Raw genomic sequence first — 13,658 nt, 5'->3', positions numbered from 1 at the left:
GTCAGTTCCTCGCGCTGCTGAAGCGGCGGCTGGCGTAAGCGCCGGCCCCCATGATGAGCCACGACAGCAGCACATACACCACCGAGACCATCAGGAAGGCTTCGAAGGTGCGATAGGTTTCGTTCTCGATCTGGCGCGTGGCGTGCATCACGTCGGCCACGCCCACGGTCATGGCCAGGCTGGTGGCCTTGAACAGCGCCAGGGTCTGGTTCACCAGCGGCGGCAGCGCTGCACGCAGGGCCTGCGGCAGCAGGATGTGCTGCAGCGTCTGGCGATACGACATGCCCAGCGAACGGGCCGCCTCGACTTGGCCGCGCGGCAGTGAACGCAGGCCGCTGCGCAGGTCTTCGCTCATGTAAGCGGCGGCATAGAGCGTGAGCGCGATGCATGAAAAGAAGAACTCGCCGTCATGGTGGTTGATCCAGCGCTGCACCTCGCGCGGCAGCAGCTGCGGCACGCCGAAGTACCACACGAAGATCTGCACCAGGCCCGGCACATTGCGGTGGTACTCGACAAACAGGGCCACCAGGGCCTGCCCCAGCCGGCTGCTGGTACTGCGTACGGCAGTCAGCAGCGCGGCAAGCAGCATGGCCAGGATCCAGCTGGTCACGAACAGCTTCACCGTGACCCACAGACCGTGCGCAAGCAGGGTCTGGTAGTCCGGATTGGCCAGCAACAGGTCTTTCATGGGCTTCCCTCGATCCTCATTGCGGTGGCGTGAAGCTTATTGGGCGAAGGCCGAGATGGGCGTGAGCTTCTTCTCGCGGGCGAAGGCGAAGCGGGTGTTGGGGCCGTACCACTTGTTCCAGATGGCATCGATCTCGCCGGCCTTTTCCATGTCTTCCAGCGACTTGTTGACCGCCGCCAGCAGGGCCGGCTCATCCTTCTTCACGCCCAGCGCGGTCGGCTCCCAGGCCAGTGCATCGTTGACGTAGGTGGCCTGGCCCTTGGATTCGACCAGATAGCGCAGGCCGGCGGTCTCGGAGGTGGAGAAACCGTCAACCTTGTCCTGCATGAAGGCCAGGAAGGCGGAAGGACCGTCCTGATAGGTCACGATCTCGGTCTTGGGCAGGCCACGACGCGCGTAGATTTCGGTAGTGGCACTCTTGACCGCGCTCACGCGCAGGCCGGCCAGCTTGGCGAAGCTGTCGATATTGGCGGATTTCTTCACCATCACGCGGATCGGCACCTGGTAGTGGGCCGAGCTGAAGGCGACCTGCTGTGCACGTTCCTTCGTATAGCCCAGCGCCGCCGAGACCACGTCCACCCGGCCCACGCTCAGTTCAGGGATGCGCTGTTCGATGGACAAGCCCTTGTGTTCCATCTTGAGCCCCATGTGCTGGGCCAGGGCCTTGCACATGTCCACGTCGAAGCCGACGATCTGGCGCGTCTGCGGATCCTGGTAGCCCAGCGGTTCGGTACTGGTCAGAGTGCCGCAGACCAGGGTGCCGCGCGCCTTCATGTCGGCCAACTGGTCGGCATGGGCGGCGGGTGTGGCCGCGATACAGGCGGCCGTGACGGAGAGGGCGAACAGGGTCTTGCGCAAAGTGGAGTGGGTGGTCATGGTGAGGCTCCTCGTTTTTTGTGGTGGGGTGGACAAAAAGGCGTTGCAAGTCTTGCGATCAGGATCCGCCCGTGTGCTGCGTGGCGGCATGCAAATCCCGTGCCGTGGAGAAATGTGCGGCCAGACTGGTTCGCTCGCCGGCGGCCAGCGCCGCGCGCAGTTCGGCCAGCGAGGCGCTGAAACGATCGATCTCGGCCAGCAGCGGTGCCGCATTATGCACGGCAATGTCGGCCCACAGGGCAGGATCGGAAGATCCCAGGCGCGTAAAGCCGGTAAACCCGCTACCGCGATAGGCCAGCCACTGCCGCGCCTGCGGCTGTTGCGCCAGGCCGTGCAGGTAGGCATAGCTCAGGAGCTGCGGCAGATGGCTCAGGCTGGCATAGATGGCATCGTGCTCCCCGGCGGCCATGCACGCGGTACGAGCACCCAGCCGCTGCCAGAATTCCTCCACGCGGGCCAGTGCGGCCGGGGGCGTGGCGGCGTCCGGGGTGAGGATGCACAGCTTGTCCTGCAGCAGATCGGCGTCGGCCGAGATCCAGCCATGGGTGGCCTTGCCGGCAATCGGGTGACAAGGGATGAAGCGCGCCAGGGCGTCGCTGCTGCCGTCCTGCTGCAGTGCTTGCAAGACCGGGCTTTTGACGCTGGCAACGTCGATGCCCAGCGCGCCGCCGTAGGCAATGTCGCGCCGATGCACCCGCAGGTAATCCAGCAATACGCCGACCGGCTGGCACAGGATCACCAGGTCATGATCGCGGAAAAAATGCTCGGGACTGGCGGCGGCCAGATCCGCATAGCCCTCCTCGCAGACCCGTGCGGCCATGGCGCGATCAATGTCGAACACCGTGATGCTGCCCCGGTAGCCGCTGGCCCGCAAGGCCTTGAGGATGGAGCCGCCAATGAGCCCGACCCCGCACAGGGCGATGCGTTCGAAGGGAAGGGACTGGCGTGTGGATGAGGTCTGCATGGCGCAAAGTATCAGATGGACAAGCCATAATCGCCAATGCCAAAATATCCAGCATCTATAACATCAGGTTAGACCCATGAATTTACGCCAGATCGAAGTGTTTCGCGCGGTGATGCGGGCCGGGACCTTGTCCGGCGCAGCCGACGTGCTGCATGTGTCGCAGCCGGCGGTAAGCCGTCTGATTCGCTATCTGGAGGCCAAGCTGCAGGTGGCGCTGTTCGAGCGCAGCGGCGGCCGCCTGCATGCCACGCCCGAAGCCATGGCGCTGATGCGCGAGATCGACAGCGCCTGGCGCAGCATCGACCGCGTCAAGATGGTGGCCGAGCAGCTGCGTTATGGGGTCTCCGATACGCTGCGTATCTGCACCAATCTCAGTCCGGCGCTGGACCTGGTCCCGCGCGCGGTGGCCGAACTCAAGCGCCGCATGCCGGGCCTGCACATTGCCATGGAAATCGCCACCCAGACCCAGATCGCCGAGCAGTTGCTGACCGGTGAATGCGATATCGGCGTGGCCGCCTTCGTGCAGCACCAGCATCCGGCGTTGACGCATCACCTGATCGGCGAAGGCAACGTGCTGTGCGTGATGGCGGCGGACCATCCGCTGGCCACGCGGGCGCGCCTGAAACTGGAAGACATCCACGCCTACGACGTCATTTCCTTCGGAACCGAAACCGCGCATGGCAAAGTGGTGGAGGGCTTGCTGGGCAGCCGCGAGGGCGCGCGCAAGGCGGCGGTGGACGTGCGTTACGCGTATATCGCCTGCAGTGTGGCGGCGCATGGCTGGGGCATTGCGCTGGTGGACGACCTGACGGTGGCTGGTTTCAAGGATGCCCGGCTGGTGGCGGTGCCGCTGGCACGTCCGGTGCGCTATAGCGCCTATGCCATGGCCAGCGCCGAGCGCCCGCCCTCAGCCGGCGGGCGCGAGATGGTGAGTCTGTTGCAGGCGTACTGGAAAGAGGCTTGCCAAGCGGCGACCTGAGTCATGGCAACAACGGGGGCAGGGATGGAAGTCCGTAAGAAGCGGCAGAGGATGCCACGAGAAGAAAGCAGATGAGTCCCCCCCCCGAGCTGCCGACGCCGCTCTATGCGGGCCGATCTTTTCCCCCCCTCCAGGGTGACTCATCTACAGGCGGCATTCTAGCGGGGCTTGCCGGGAAAGAAACTAGTCCATTTGGACTGGTCAGGGCACGGACCTTACGTTCCGGAGCGCGCGGCGCAGAGCATCGGCGCGTTCAACGGCCGGCATCGATGCAGGTCCCCAGCAGCTGAAGATCGGTACGGCTTACCCCGCACTCCGCGAAGAGCCTGCGCCAGCCCGCAACACAAGATCGCACCTCCTCGATGATCGTCCGCGCTTCTTTCGGCGTGAGAAGGAAACGGCGGGATTGCGACAGGGCGTTGATGGTCGTGCTGGCAGCACCATGGTCCCCCACGCCGATGGATTGCGGCAGATAGGCGGCATCCAGATGCGGAAGCAGGTCGAAGGCGGGAGAGAGTCGATAGCGGCCACGCGTATCACGCAGCAGAGCATGATTGCGCATGTGGTCATCAACATTCCCGATCAGGATGTTGAAGACCATCCGGCGGAACAAGGCGTGAGCGTCCCGCACGGCATAATCGTCCAGCGGACGCAGGGCTTCGGCGATACCGGCATAGGAGTAACGGGTTCGAAGGAGCCCGGGGTTTACCTGGTCGATGTCGATGAGGCTGTTGGCGCTGAGATAATGAAGACGGCGTCCATCGTCCGTGCGGTCGAATCGGGTCAGCAGAAGCAGAGAACGGCTCCCCAATGTCACGAGTTCAAAGTCGGGTACGTCGATGCCGGCCTGGTGCGCCAGACGCAGTGTGGCGTATTCAACCGTCGGAACGTCGAATCGATCGTCGAGGCGGCTGAACTTGGCGATGGCCTCCCGGCCTTCATGCAGCACCACGGTCTTTGGCCGGACACCGCCAAGGCTGGCACCGGGAAAGAACAGGCGCAGTGCTTCCTCATCCAATTCGCTATCCGGGTCACCCGTCAGGGCCTCGATCGCATGGGTCTGCCGCTCGTCCAGTCTCGACAATGGCTCGGGCCGGTTACCGGGCACGGGTACCACCGAATGGTGTTCGGAGAATCCCAGGCAGCCCGATCCGAAATGCCAGCAGTGGATGAACCAGTCTACCGGCGTCTCGGGCTGTGGGCGGCCGTACTGGCGATGGATGCTGGCGGTCAGGCGCACACCCCAGGCGTTTGGTCCGGCATCGGAGAGCACGCCGAACGAGCCATCACGGCGTCGGCGCACTGTATGCAAGTCAGTCTGGAGCGGTAAGTGAACCGGGTCGAGCGAGCACGCGTCAGGGTGTGCAACGTAGTGCTTGCCGTAGCCCAGCCTGCCGTCGCCGTTGGCGTCGAGCGCGAAACCGGCCACCGGGCGGGGCGCGTCCGGATTGGAGCAATCGAAGACAGTGCAGGCTGTTTGCCGCATGTCAGAAGTCCTGATCGACTATTGGCGACGGCGCATCGCGCAAGTGCCGCGGAGTTTCCGGGCGGTTGACCAGCAATTCGACATCCGATAGCTCTTGCAAGGCTTCCAGTACGGCGAGGAAGCCGCCAATGGAAACGCCCGGGTCACCCAACTCCAGTCTGCCCAAGGTCGAGCGGTGGATGCGGGTGATCTGTTCCAATTGCGACAGCGACAATTTGCGCGCTTTGCGCGCGCGCCGGATTCGCAGTCCAAGCTGGGTCAGCGTGTCGTGTACTGTCGCAGTAAGGAAATCCGATTTATGGCGCATAAATGCATCATGCAGAGAATAATGATGTATTTATACAGCATTAAAACATCCATCGCAACGCAGCGTACCTTTCCCACCGTTGTCAAACTTCATATCCGCCGCTAAAATGAGAATTATTATTATTTAGAGACTACCGGCTCCCTCATGCCCGTCCCGCACTCCGCCGACGCCCAGCGCATCGACTCGCTCTACCGCGAGCATCATGGCTGGCTGCAGCAGTGGCTGCGACGCAAGCTGGGCAGCAGCAGCGATGCGGCCGACCTGGCCCAGGATACCTTCCTGCGGGTGCTGGGCAAGCCGCAAGTGCTGGCTGAAGTACGCGAACCGCGCGCTTGGCTGACCCGTATCGCGCAGGGCCTGGTGGTGGACAAGGTCCGGCGCGACGAGGTCGAACGCGCCTGCCTGGATGCCATCGCCCATCTGCCGGCACCGGAAGTGATCTCGCCCGAGGCCAGGATGCTGCTGGTGGAGGCGCTGGCCACCATCGACGCCATGCTGGAAGGCCTGGGAGCCAAGCCGCGCGAGGCTTTCCTGATGTCCCGGCTGGACGACCTGGGCTATGCCGAGATCGCCCGGCGCATGGGTGTCTCGCTGAGCAGCGTCGAAAAATACATGGCGGCCGCCATCCGCCATTGCTACCTGATGCGGCAAGCCTGGCAAGCCAGCTGAAGCGCATCCTTTCACGCTGATGTCCGCCAATCCAATGCCTTCGGCCCCACCTGATCCGGTCCTGGAACAAGCCATCGCCTGGCTGGTTCAGCTGCGGGCGCAGCCCTCCGGTGTGGCGCCGGATCCCGCCTTGCAGGCCCGCATCGATGCCTGGCGCGCGGCAGATGGCCGTCACGAAAGCGTGTGGTCCGAGCTGATGGCCTCAGAAGCCCAATTTCAGCGGCTGGTGGCCTTGCCGGTCGCCCCTGCGCAATGGCAGCAGCCGCTCTCGGCGCTGAACCGCTCGCGCAGCCGCCGCCAGTCGCGCCGTCGCTGGCTGGGCGGGGTGGCGCTGAGCCTTGGCAGCGTAGCCCTGGCCAGCCTGGCCGCACGCCAGGCCGGGCTGTTCGATAGCCTCGCCGGCCAGCGCTACGCCACCGGGACCGGCGACCAGCGCCGCGTGACCCTGGGCGACGGCACGCAGCTGGCCCTCAATACCGCGACGGCCGTGCGCCTGCAGTTCGATGCGGAGCAGCGCCTGATCGCGCTGGAACACGGCGAAATCTTCATCAATACCGGGCGCGATGCACTCTCGCCCCGCCATCGCCCCTTCCTGGTCCAGACCGCCCAGGCCCGCCTGCAGGCGCTGGGCACGCGCTTCGCCGTGCGCCAGCAAGAGGGCGTGACCCGCCTGAGCGTGCTGGAAGGGCGGGTGGCCGTGGACACGGGGCAGGGCACGCGCACCGTGATGGTCCCCGGCGAAACGGTGGAGATCGATACGCGCGGCGAGCTGCGGCGGCAGGCCATTCCGGCGGCCGCCATGGACCCCACGGCCTGGCTCGATGGCACGCTGGTGGCGCACGACATGCGCCTGGGTGATGTGGTCGCCGAGATGGCACGCTATCGCCACGGGTGGCTGGTCTGCGAGGACAGTGTGGCATCGCTGAAGGTGTCGGGCGTGTTCCAGCTGCGCGATGGCGATGCAGCGCTGGAATCGCTGGCGCAAGCGCTGCCGGTACGCATCGAACAGCGTACCCGCTTCTGGGTCCGGGTGACGGCGCTAAACAGCCGATAAGAATTTTCTGCCAGGGATTGCGGGTTTTGGGGGCCTGCTTCGGCATACCTCATGAAACCAGTGAATGTTCTTGTCATTTTCCATGCCCGCCTTCATCCCGCCGCGACTGCACGCTGACCGTCTGCGCCGCCCCTGCCTCGTGCTCGGGCTGCTGCTGGCCTGTGCCGTGCCGGGCTTCGGCGGATTCGCCTGGGCGCAGGAGGCGAGGGCAGTGCATCGCCATTACCAGCTCGCTGCCGGACCGCTGGACGAAGCCCTGAACCGGTTCGCGCGTCTGGCTGGCATCACGCTCTCCTATGCGCCGGACATGGTGCAGGGCCGAACTGCCCCCGCCCTCGACGCCGATCTGGCGGTGGAAGATGCCCTCGCGCAGCTGCTGGCCGGATCCGGCCTGCGGGCCGTGCGCACCCCGGGCGGCGGCTATGGCCTGCAATGGCAGGGGCCGGCGCGCTCCGGCAATGACCTCATCCCCGAGCAGGGCCAACGCCTGAAACAGGTCGTCATCATCGGCCGTCCCGACCCTCTGGCGATGCACGAGGGGCAGCCAGACTACGCCGCCACCCACGGCCAGACTGCAACCCGCACCGCCACACCGCTGCTGGAGATCCCGCAATCGCTCTCGGTCGTCACGCGTGAGGAAATGGACGCACGCGGAGCCGCCAGCGTCATGGACGCGCTGCGCTACCTGCCGGGGGCCAACACCCAGACCCATGGCGTGGATCCGCGTGGCTACGACTATTTCAACCTGCGCGGCTTCATCAATGCGCAGAACACCAGCAACTACCTCAACGGCCTGCGCCAGCTGGTGGCGGGCTTCGGCATGTTCCGCACTGAAGCCTATGGACTGGAGCGGGTCGAAGTGCTGCGCGGTGCGGCCTCGGCCACCATTGGCCAGGCCGATCCAGGCGGGGTGGTCAACCGCATCAGCAAACTGGCCGGCGCGGAGTCGCCCGATGAACTGGTGCTGTCGGCGGGAACGTTCAACACGCGCCAGCTGGCCGCCGACCTCAGCGGCACGCTGGCTGAGGATGGGCAGGCGCAGGCGCGTCTCGTGGCGCTGGTGCGTGATAGCGATACCCAGTTCCGTTACGGCAATGGCCGCGCCGTGGAGAACGACCGCCTGTATCTGGCCCCCTCGCTCAAGCTGCGCCTGGGCCGCGACACCAGGCTCACCTTGCTGGCCGACTACCTCAAGGACCGCAACGGCAGCAGCCGCTGGACCGCCGTCAATGCCGACGGCAGCCTCACCCACACGCTGGTGGGCGATCCCGGCATCGACCGCCAGCGCGGCGAGCAATGGTCGCTGGGCTGGCAGCTGGCGCATCGCCTGAATGAAAACTGGCAGTTGCTGCAGGATTTTCGCCAGGCCGGCTTGCGGTCGCAGTATTCGGTCCTCAATCCGGTCAGCCTCAGTGGCAGCGTGCTCACCCGCATGGCTGCACGCTACGACACGCAACTGCAAAGCAGCCAGCTCGATACGCGCCTGCAGGGCCAGTTGCAGCAGGGTGACGCTGAACACACCGTGGTGCTGGGCCTGGACCTGACTCGCCTGCATCAGGACGAGCAACGTTATCGCGGCAGCGCACCCAGTCTGGACCTGGACGCACCGGTGTATGGCGTGCCCATCGCCATGGCCTCGCAACTGGTCGCGCGCTTGCAGGAGGACATGCAGCAGACCGGGCTCTACGTGCAGGACCAGATTCGTGACGGCTCACTGGTCTGGACGCTGGGCAGCCGCTACGACCGCGTCACCGACACCACCCGCAACCTGAGCACGGCAGTGCGCACCGACACGCGCGCCCATGCGCTCAGTCATCGCGCCGGTGTGTCGTGGAAGCTGATGCCGTCGCTGGTGCCGTATCTGAGCGTGAGCACGTCCTTCCTGCCGCAGCCTGGGCAGGATGTAGCGGGCCGGCCGTTCTCCCCCAGCCACGGACGGCAGATCGAAGCCGGCATCAAGTTCCAGCCCGAGGCGGGGCGGGCGCTCTACACCGCTGCGCTGTTCCAGACCAGCAAGGATCACGTCCTCACCAGCGATCCGCAGAACGCCAATTTCTCGGTCGACCAGAGCCAGGTGCGTTCACGCGGCCTGGAGCTGGAAGCGCGCGGTGCGCTGTCACCCGGACTGAACCTGCTGGCGGCCTACACCTGGACGCAGGCCATCAATACGGCCCATGCCGATCCGGCGTTGGTCGGCAAGACGCCGATGCTGGTGCCGCGCCATGCCGCCAGCCTGTGGCTGGACTACACGCCGGGCGAACCCTTGCCCGGCCTGGGCATGGGCGCGGGCGCGCGCTATACGGGGGCCAGCTACGCCAATGCCGACAACAGCGTGCGCAACGCCGCCACGGTGCTGCTCGACGCGATGTTGCGGCTGGACCAGGGCCATTGGCGCTATGCCCTCAACGTCAGCAACCTGGCCAATCGCCGCAGCACGTCCTGCCTGGCCGAACCGACGCTGACCTGTTTCTGGGCCGAGGAGCGCACCGCCGTGCTCAGCGCCCGCTATCGCTGGTAGCACTTCACGAGGAGACCCGGACGCATGCATCACGCCACCGCACCCACCGGCCTGCAACAGCACTTCATCGGCCAGCGCCAGCGACTGCGCGAGGCCGCCCAGCGCATCCTGGGATGTCCGCATCGTGCCGATGATGTCGTGCAGGATGCCTACCTCAAGATCGGCGAAGTGCAGGAACAGGAAAGCTGCGCCATCCGCCAGCCCCAGGCCTACCTGATGCGCATCGTGCGCAACCTGGCCATTGATCGTCATCGCCGCTGCCGCTTTGAGAGCGATGTCTTTGCCGAGGAAGAAGCCGGCGAAGACATCCACGAAGAAGCGCAGGGTCCCGAGGCCATCGCCATTGGCCGCCAGACCCTGGCACTGGTGAGCCAGGCGCTGGACGGCTTGCCTGCCCGTACCCGGCGGGCCTTCGAACTGTATCGCCTGACCGGACTGAGCCAGCGCGAGATCGCAGCCGAACTGGGCATCTCGGTCACGCTGGTCAACTTCCTGATCCGCGATGCCCAGGCAAGCTGCCGCCAGTGCCTCGCCCTGACACCGCCGCCCTGACCGGACGTGGAGCGCGCGCCGCGCGTTTCTTCCACCAGATGACGATGCCGGTCACGGTGAGCACGCTCACCAGCACGCCCAGCACGGCCAGGAAGATACGCCATGGCAGGCCGAACACCTGGCCCATGTGCAGTGCGCCGATCCAGTTGCTGAAGGTATTGCCGCTGCGGTCGCCCTGCGGCAGCCAGTGGCCGCGTATATCGCCGGTGGCGGGGTCGATCAGCAAGCCGGTATTGCCGGTATCGCTGCGGATGTCTGCATTGCTGTGGACCATGTATGCATACAAGCCCCTGCGACGATCCATACTCAGTTTTTCTTCGAAGTCGATGGTCAGGCCACGTTCCTGCGCGAAGCGCGCCATGGCCGCCCGTGCCATGGCATGGGCCTGCGGCCACTCCAGTGGCGGCTGCGCCAGCGGCTTGGGCAGTGGCGCACTGCCGCGCCAGCTGGTATCGAAGGGCAGGATCTGCGACATCACCGGCAGATAGATCTGGTCGCGCAGGTTGAACATCACGCTGGACCAGGCAATGAGCAGCAGCATCACCCACAACCATAGTCCGCAGGCACGATGCAGATCCAGATTGACGCGATAAAAACCGGCCTGCCACTTGATGAGCCAAGCCGGTTTCCATTTCACCAGGAAGGGCCGCGCGCGCGGCCAGGTGAGGATCATGCCGACGAAGCAGTCGAGGGTCCACAGCAGCGCCACGATGCCCATCAACAGTGCGCCCGGCACGCGCGGCAGGGCCATCGAATGATGCACCTTGAACAGGAAGGGCATCAGTTGCGCGGGCCGCAGGCTGATCGCGTTGAGGTCCCGCACGCCTTGGACTGTGCCATCGTAGGGATTGGCGAAGACCTCGTCATAGCTGAGCCGATAGGGCTTGCCGCTGGCCGGATCCAGCGCCGGTTCCGCGATGAAGCGCACCGTGCGCCCCGGTTGCGGATGCAGGATCAACTGGTTCACCTGTGCCAGCGGTCCCAGCGCCCGTTCCACCCGTGCGCGCAACTGGTAAGGATCGAGCATCGCAGTGGCCGGCTGGCCCGGCCCCGGCTGCGCCAGGTGCAGCTCGGGTGCCAGCCAGGTATCGAGCTCCTCTTCGAAACTCAGGAGGCTGCCGGTGAGGCAGGCCACCAGCAGGAAGAAGGCGATGGCCAGCCCGGTCCAGCGATGCAGCAGGGCCAGGTGGTGGCGGCGTGGCGCACGGCGACACAGCCAGGCGGACAGCGTGCTTACCATCGCGTGGTCAGCTGCACGAGGCCGGTGCGGCGCGCGCCATACTCGCAGAGTTCCGAGCAGAAGGCGTAGACGCGATCAGTCACGTTGTTGAGCTTGAAGGCCAGCTCGAAGTTGCGCCAGTCCGCATTGATGCGGCCCAGGTCCAGGCGCGCGCCGAAGTCCAGCAGCGTGACCGAAGGCACCTCGAAGGTGTTGAGCGCATTGCCGTAGGAACGCCCGATGTAGCGCACGCCTGCCGACACATGCGCACCGGCCAGCGCACCGCGCTGGAAGGCATAGTCCGCCAGTACGCCTGCATTGTGTCTGGCCGCGCCGGGCAAGGACTTGCCCTCGGTGTTGGTGCTGCTGCTGGTGGCGTTGTTGCTGGTGACCTTGGCGTTGGTATAGCTGTAGCTGGAGGTCAGGCTCAGGCCCTCGGTGAGGGACAGCTTGCCTTCCAGCTCCACGCCCTTGGAGCGGGCCGCACCGGTCTGCACCGAGTAGCCGGCATGGGCCAGGTCGGTGGTCGCCACGTTCTGGCGTCGCAGGTCGAATACCGCCAGCGTGAAGAGCGCATTGGTATTGACGGGTGCGTATTTCACGCCGGCTTCATATTGCTTGGCGCGTTCAGGCTTGAGCATGTCGCCGCCGAAACTGGTGCCGGTGGTGGGCGTGAAGGATTCGGTGTAGCTCAGGTAGGGTGAGACGCCATTGGCCAGTTCATGCACCAGCCCCAGGTTGCGCGTGTTGGCGCGGTCGCTGCGCTCGGTCCGGGTGCGCGCGATGGCATTGCTGACGGTCTGTTGCGAGCGGTCGTGGCGGATGCCGGCGGAGACAAACCAGCGTTCGGCGATCTTGAGCTGGTCCTGCAGATAGAAGCCCAGTTGGTCATCCACGGTGCGCAGATTGTAGTTCTCGGATACGGCGGGCAGATTGCCGTAGCTGGTCGTGTAAAGATTGGAGAGCACATAACCGGCCAGCGTATTGGGACTGACATAACCGCGTACCGTGCCTGCGGTGTGATGGAAGTCCACCCCCATCAACACCTTGTGCTGCACGGCACCGGTGCTGAAGTCGGCCTGCAGCTGGTTGTCGGCGGTGAAGGTATCGGACTCGGTACTCAGTCGCCAGCGCTGCAGGGCGGCGGTCGCCGACTGCGTGGCCGGATAGAAGGCGGCGAAGCGCATGCTGTTGCGGGTGCCGTTGTAATCCGTATAGCGCAGGTTCTGGCGGAAGCTCCACACCTCGTTGAACTGATGCGAGAACTGCGAGCTGAGCGACCAGTTCTCGTAGCGCTCACTGTTGTCGGCGCTGCGGCCCACAGCCGTGCTGGTCGGGATCTGCCCGTTGGGATTGGCCGTGACCGTGCCGCTGGCGGGGAAGACGTTGTTGGACAGGCCTTCGCTGCGCTGGTATTCGAAGCGCCCGGTCCATTCGGTGCGGTCGGACGGACGCCAGGTGATGGCCGGTGCCAGGAACAGGCGGCGATCGACGGTGCCATCGACCTGGGTCCCGGCGTCACGCGCCAGCCCGGTGATGCGATAGGACCAGACCCCGCCTTCATCGAGCGCGCCACCGAAGTCGCCGGCTACCTGCTTGCGATCAAAACTGCCGGCCTGCAGCTGCAGCTCACGCAGGGTGGTGGTGGTCGGTTTCTTGGAGACCACGTTGATCAGGCCGCCCGGCGCGTTCTGTCCGAACATCACCGAAGCCGGTCCATGCAGCAGCTCGATGCGTTCCAGTCCGTAGGGTTCGGGCGCATAGCGGCTGTAGCTGGCGTTGGAGGCGGTGAGGGTGCCGTCGCGGTAGAGCGAGCCGCCATTGTTGATGGGGAAGCCGCGCAGCAGCGAAGCCGTTTCGGAAATGGCGAAGGCGCCATTGGAGACCTGGATGCCGCTGCTGTAGCCCAGGGCCTCCGAAACGGAACGCGCCTGCTGGGTGGCGATCTGGTCCGCCGTGACGACCGAGATCGATTGCGGAGTTTCGGTGATGGGGGTATCAGTCTTGGTCGCGGTGGCGCTGCGCTTGGCGACGAAGCCGTGGACCGGGCCGGTAGCCTGTTCTTCCTGGCCGGCGGTGACGGTGACCTGGGGCAGCGAGGCATCGGTGGTGGTCTGCGCCCAGGCGGGGGCGGCGGCGGGCAGGCCCAGCAAGGCCAGGCGCAGCGCCTGCACCATCAGGCGCGGACGGGCCACGGGAGAGGGCAGGAGAGCGCGGGCGTGCGGGGAAGTGCGGCAGGTTTTTCTTGTCGTCATGGTCAGGAGCGTGGTCGCAATGAGGGATCGCCAGCGATGCTGGCGCGAGCCGAAGGGCCCGCTCTCTGGTTGACGAATGAGACGTGTTCTT

At 65.4% G+C, this 13,658-nt stretch carries 12 protein-coding genes; 5 read left to right on the top strand and 7 right to left on the bottom strand.

What is annotated here, in order from left to right; translation table 11 throughout:
• Position 1: 1 nt before the first annotated feature.
• Genes ACWFUC_RS18000 through ACWFUC_RS17990 form a run of 3 tightly spaced genes read right to left on the bottom strand, consistent with a single transcriptional unit; the run spans position 2 to position 2,528 of the window.
• The gene (locus tag ACWFUC_RS18000) at positions 2 to 688 is read right to left on the bottom strand and encodes an amino acid ABC transporter permease (RefSeq protein WP_489622896.1); all 687 of its coding nucleotides are present in this window, start codon (positions 686 to 688) and stop codon (positions 2 to 4) included.
• 36 nt (positions 689 to 724) lie between these two features.
• The gene (locus tag ACWFUC_RS17995) at positions 725 to 1,564 is read right to left on the bottom strand and encodes an ABC transporter substrate-binding protein (RefSeq protein WP_259435199.1); all 840 of its coding nucleotides are present in this window, start codon (positions 1,562 to 1,564) and stop codon (positions 725 to 727) included.
• A 58-nt stretch (positions 1,565 to 1,622) separates the two neighbouring features.
• Positions 1,623 to 2,528 carry a prephenate dehydrogenase gene (locus ACWFUC_RS17990; RefSeq protein WP_489622895.1) on the bottom strand — a complete coding sequence of 302 codons (906 nt, stop codon included), beginning with the start codon at positions 2,526 to 2,528 and terminating at the stop codon, positions 1,623 to 1,625.
• A 76-nt stretch (positions 2,529 to 2,604) separates the two neighbouring features.
• Here ACWFUC_RS17990 and ACWFUC_RS17985 point away from each other — a divergent pair, with 76 nt between their 5' ends.
• On the top strand, positions 2,605 to 3,507 hold the full coding sequence (locus tag ACWFUC_RS17985) for a LysR family transcriptional regulator (RefSeq protein ID WP_489637250.1): 903 nt from the start codon (positions 2,605 to 2,607) through the stop codon (positions 3,505 to 3,507).
• Between the two features lie 253 nt (positions 3,508 to 3,760).
• Here the strand turns inward: ACWFUC_RS17985 and ACWFUC_RS17980 are convergent, their stop codons facing one another.
• On the bottom strand, positions 3,761 to 4,993 hold the full coding sequence (locus ACWFUC_RS17980; RefSeq protein WP_489622893.1) for a type II toxin-antitoxin system HipA family toxin: 1,233 nt from the start codon (positions 4,991 to 4,993) through the stop codon (positions 3,761 to 3,763).
• Position 4,994: 1 nt separating this feature from the next.
• Positions 4,995 to 5,300: a helix-turn-helix domain-containing protein gene (locus ACWFUC_RS17975; protein ID WP_134136366.1), complete on the bottom strand. Its 306-nt coding sequence runs from the start codon at positions 5,298 to 5,300 to the stop codon at positions 4,995 to 4,997.
• A gap of 144 nt (positions 5,301 to 5,444) precedes the next feature.
• Between ACWFUC_RS17975 and ACWFUC_RS17970 the strand changes: the two genes are divergently transcribed.
• From ACWFUC_RS17970 to ACWFUC_RS17955, 4 genes are all read left to right on the top strand, one after another.
• Complete coding sequence (locus tag ACWFUC_RS17970; protein ID WP_489622892.1) at positions 5,445 to 5,969, top strand: sigma-70 family RNA polymerase sigma factor; 525 nt, start codon at positions 5,445 to 5,447, stop codon at positions 5,967 to 5,969.
• A gap of 19 nt (positions 5,970 to 5,988) precedes the next feature.
• Positions 5,989 to 7,023 carry a FecR family protein gene (locus tag ACWFUC_RS17965; RefSeq protein WP_489622891.1) on the top strand — a complete coding sequence of 345 codons (1,035 nt, stop codon included), beginning with the start codon at positions 5,989 to 5,991 and terminating at the stop codon, positions 7,021 to 7,023.
• 64 nt (positions 7,024 to 7,087) lie between these two features.
• On the top strand, positions 7,088 to 9,541 hold the full coding sequence (locus ACWFUC_RS17960; protein WP_489622890.1) for a TonB-dependent siderophore receptor: 2,454 nt from the start codon (positions 7,088 to 7,090) through the stop codon (positions 9,539 to 9,541).
• 24 nt (positions 9,542 to 9,565) lie between these two features.
• Positions 9,566 to 10,093, top strand: a complete 528-nt coding sequence (locus tag ACWFUC_RS17955) for an RNA polymerase factor sigma-70 (protein WP_134222438.1) — start codon at positions 9,566 to 9,568, stop codon at positions 10,091 to 10,093.
• Here the strand turns inward: ACWFUC_RS17955 and ACWFUC_RS17950 are convergent.
• Together ACWFUC_RS17950 and ACWFUC_RS17945 are read right to left on the bottom strand one after the other, a co-directional pair.
• Positions 10,026 to 11,333: a PepSY-associated TM helix domain-containing protein gene (locus ACWFUC_RS17950; RefSeq protein WP_489622889.1), complete on the bottom strand. Its 1,308-nt coding sequence runs from the start codon at positions 11,331 to 11,333 to the stop codon at positions 10,026 to 10,028. The genes ACWFUC_RS17955 and ACWFUC_RS17950 overlap by 68 nt on opposite strands.
• A complete protein-coding gene (locus ACWFUC_RS17945) occupies positions 11,327 to 13,567 on the bottom strand; it encodes a TonB-dependent siderophore receptor (RefSeq protein ID WP_489622888.1) in 2,241 nt (746 codons plus the stop codon). Before ACWFUC_RS17945 ends, ACWFUC_RS17950 begins: the two co-directional genes overlap by 7 nt.
• Positions 13,568 to 13,658 lie beyond the last annotated feature (91 nt).

Source organism: Herbaspirillum sp. Her4, from assembly GCF_057961335.1.
This window is presented reverse-complemented; position numbering and strand designations above follow the sequence as displayed.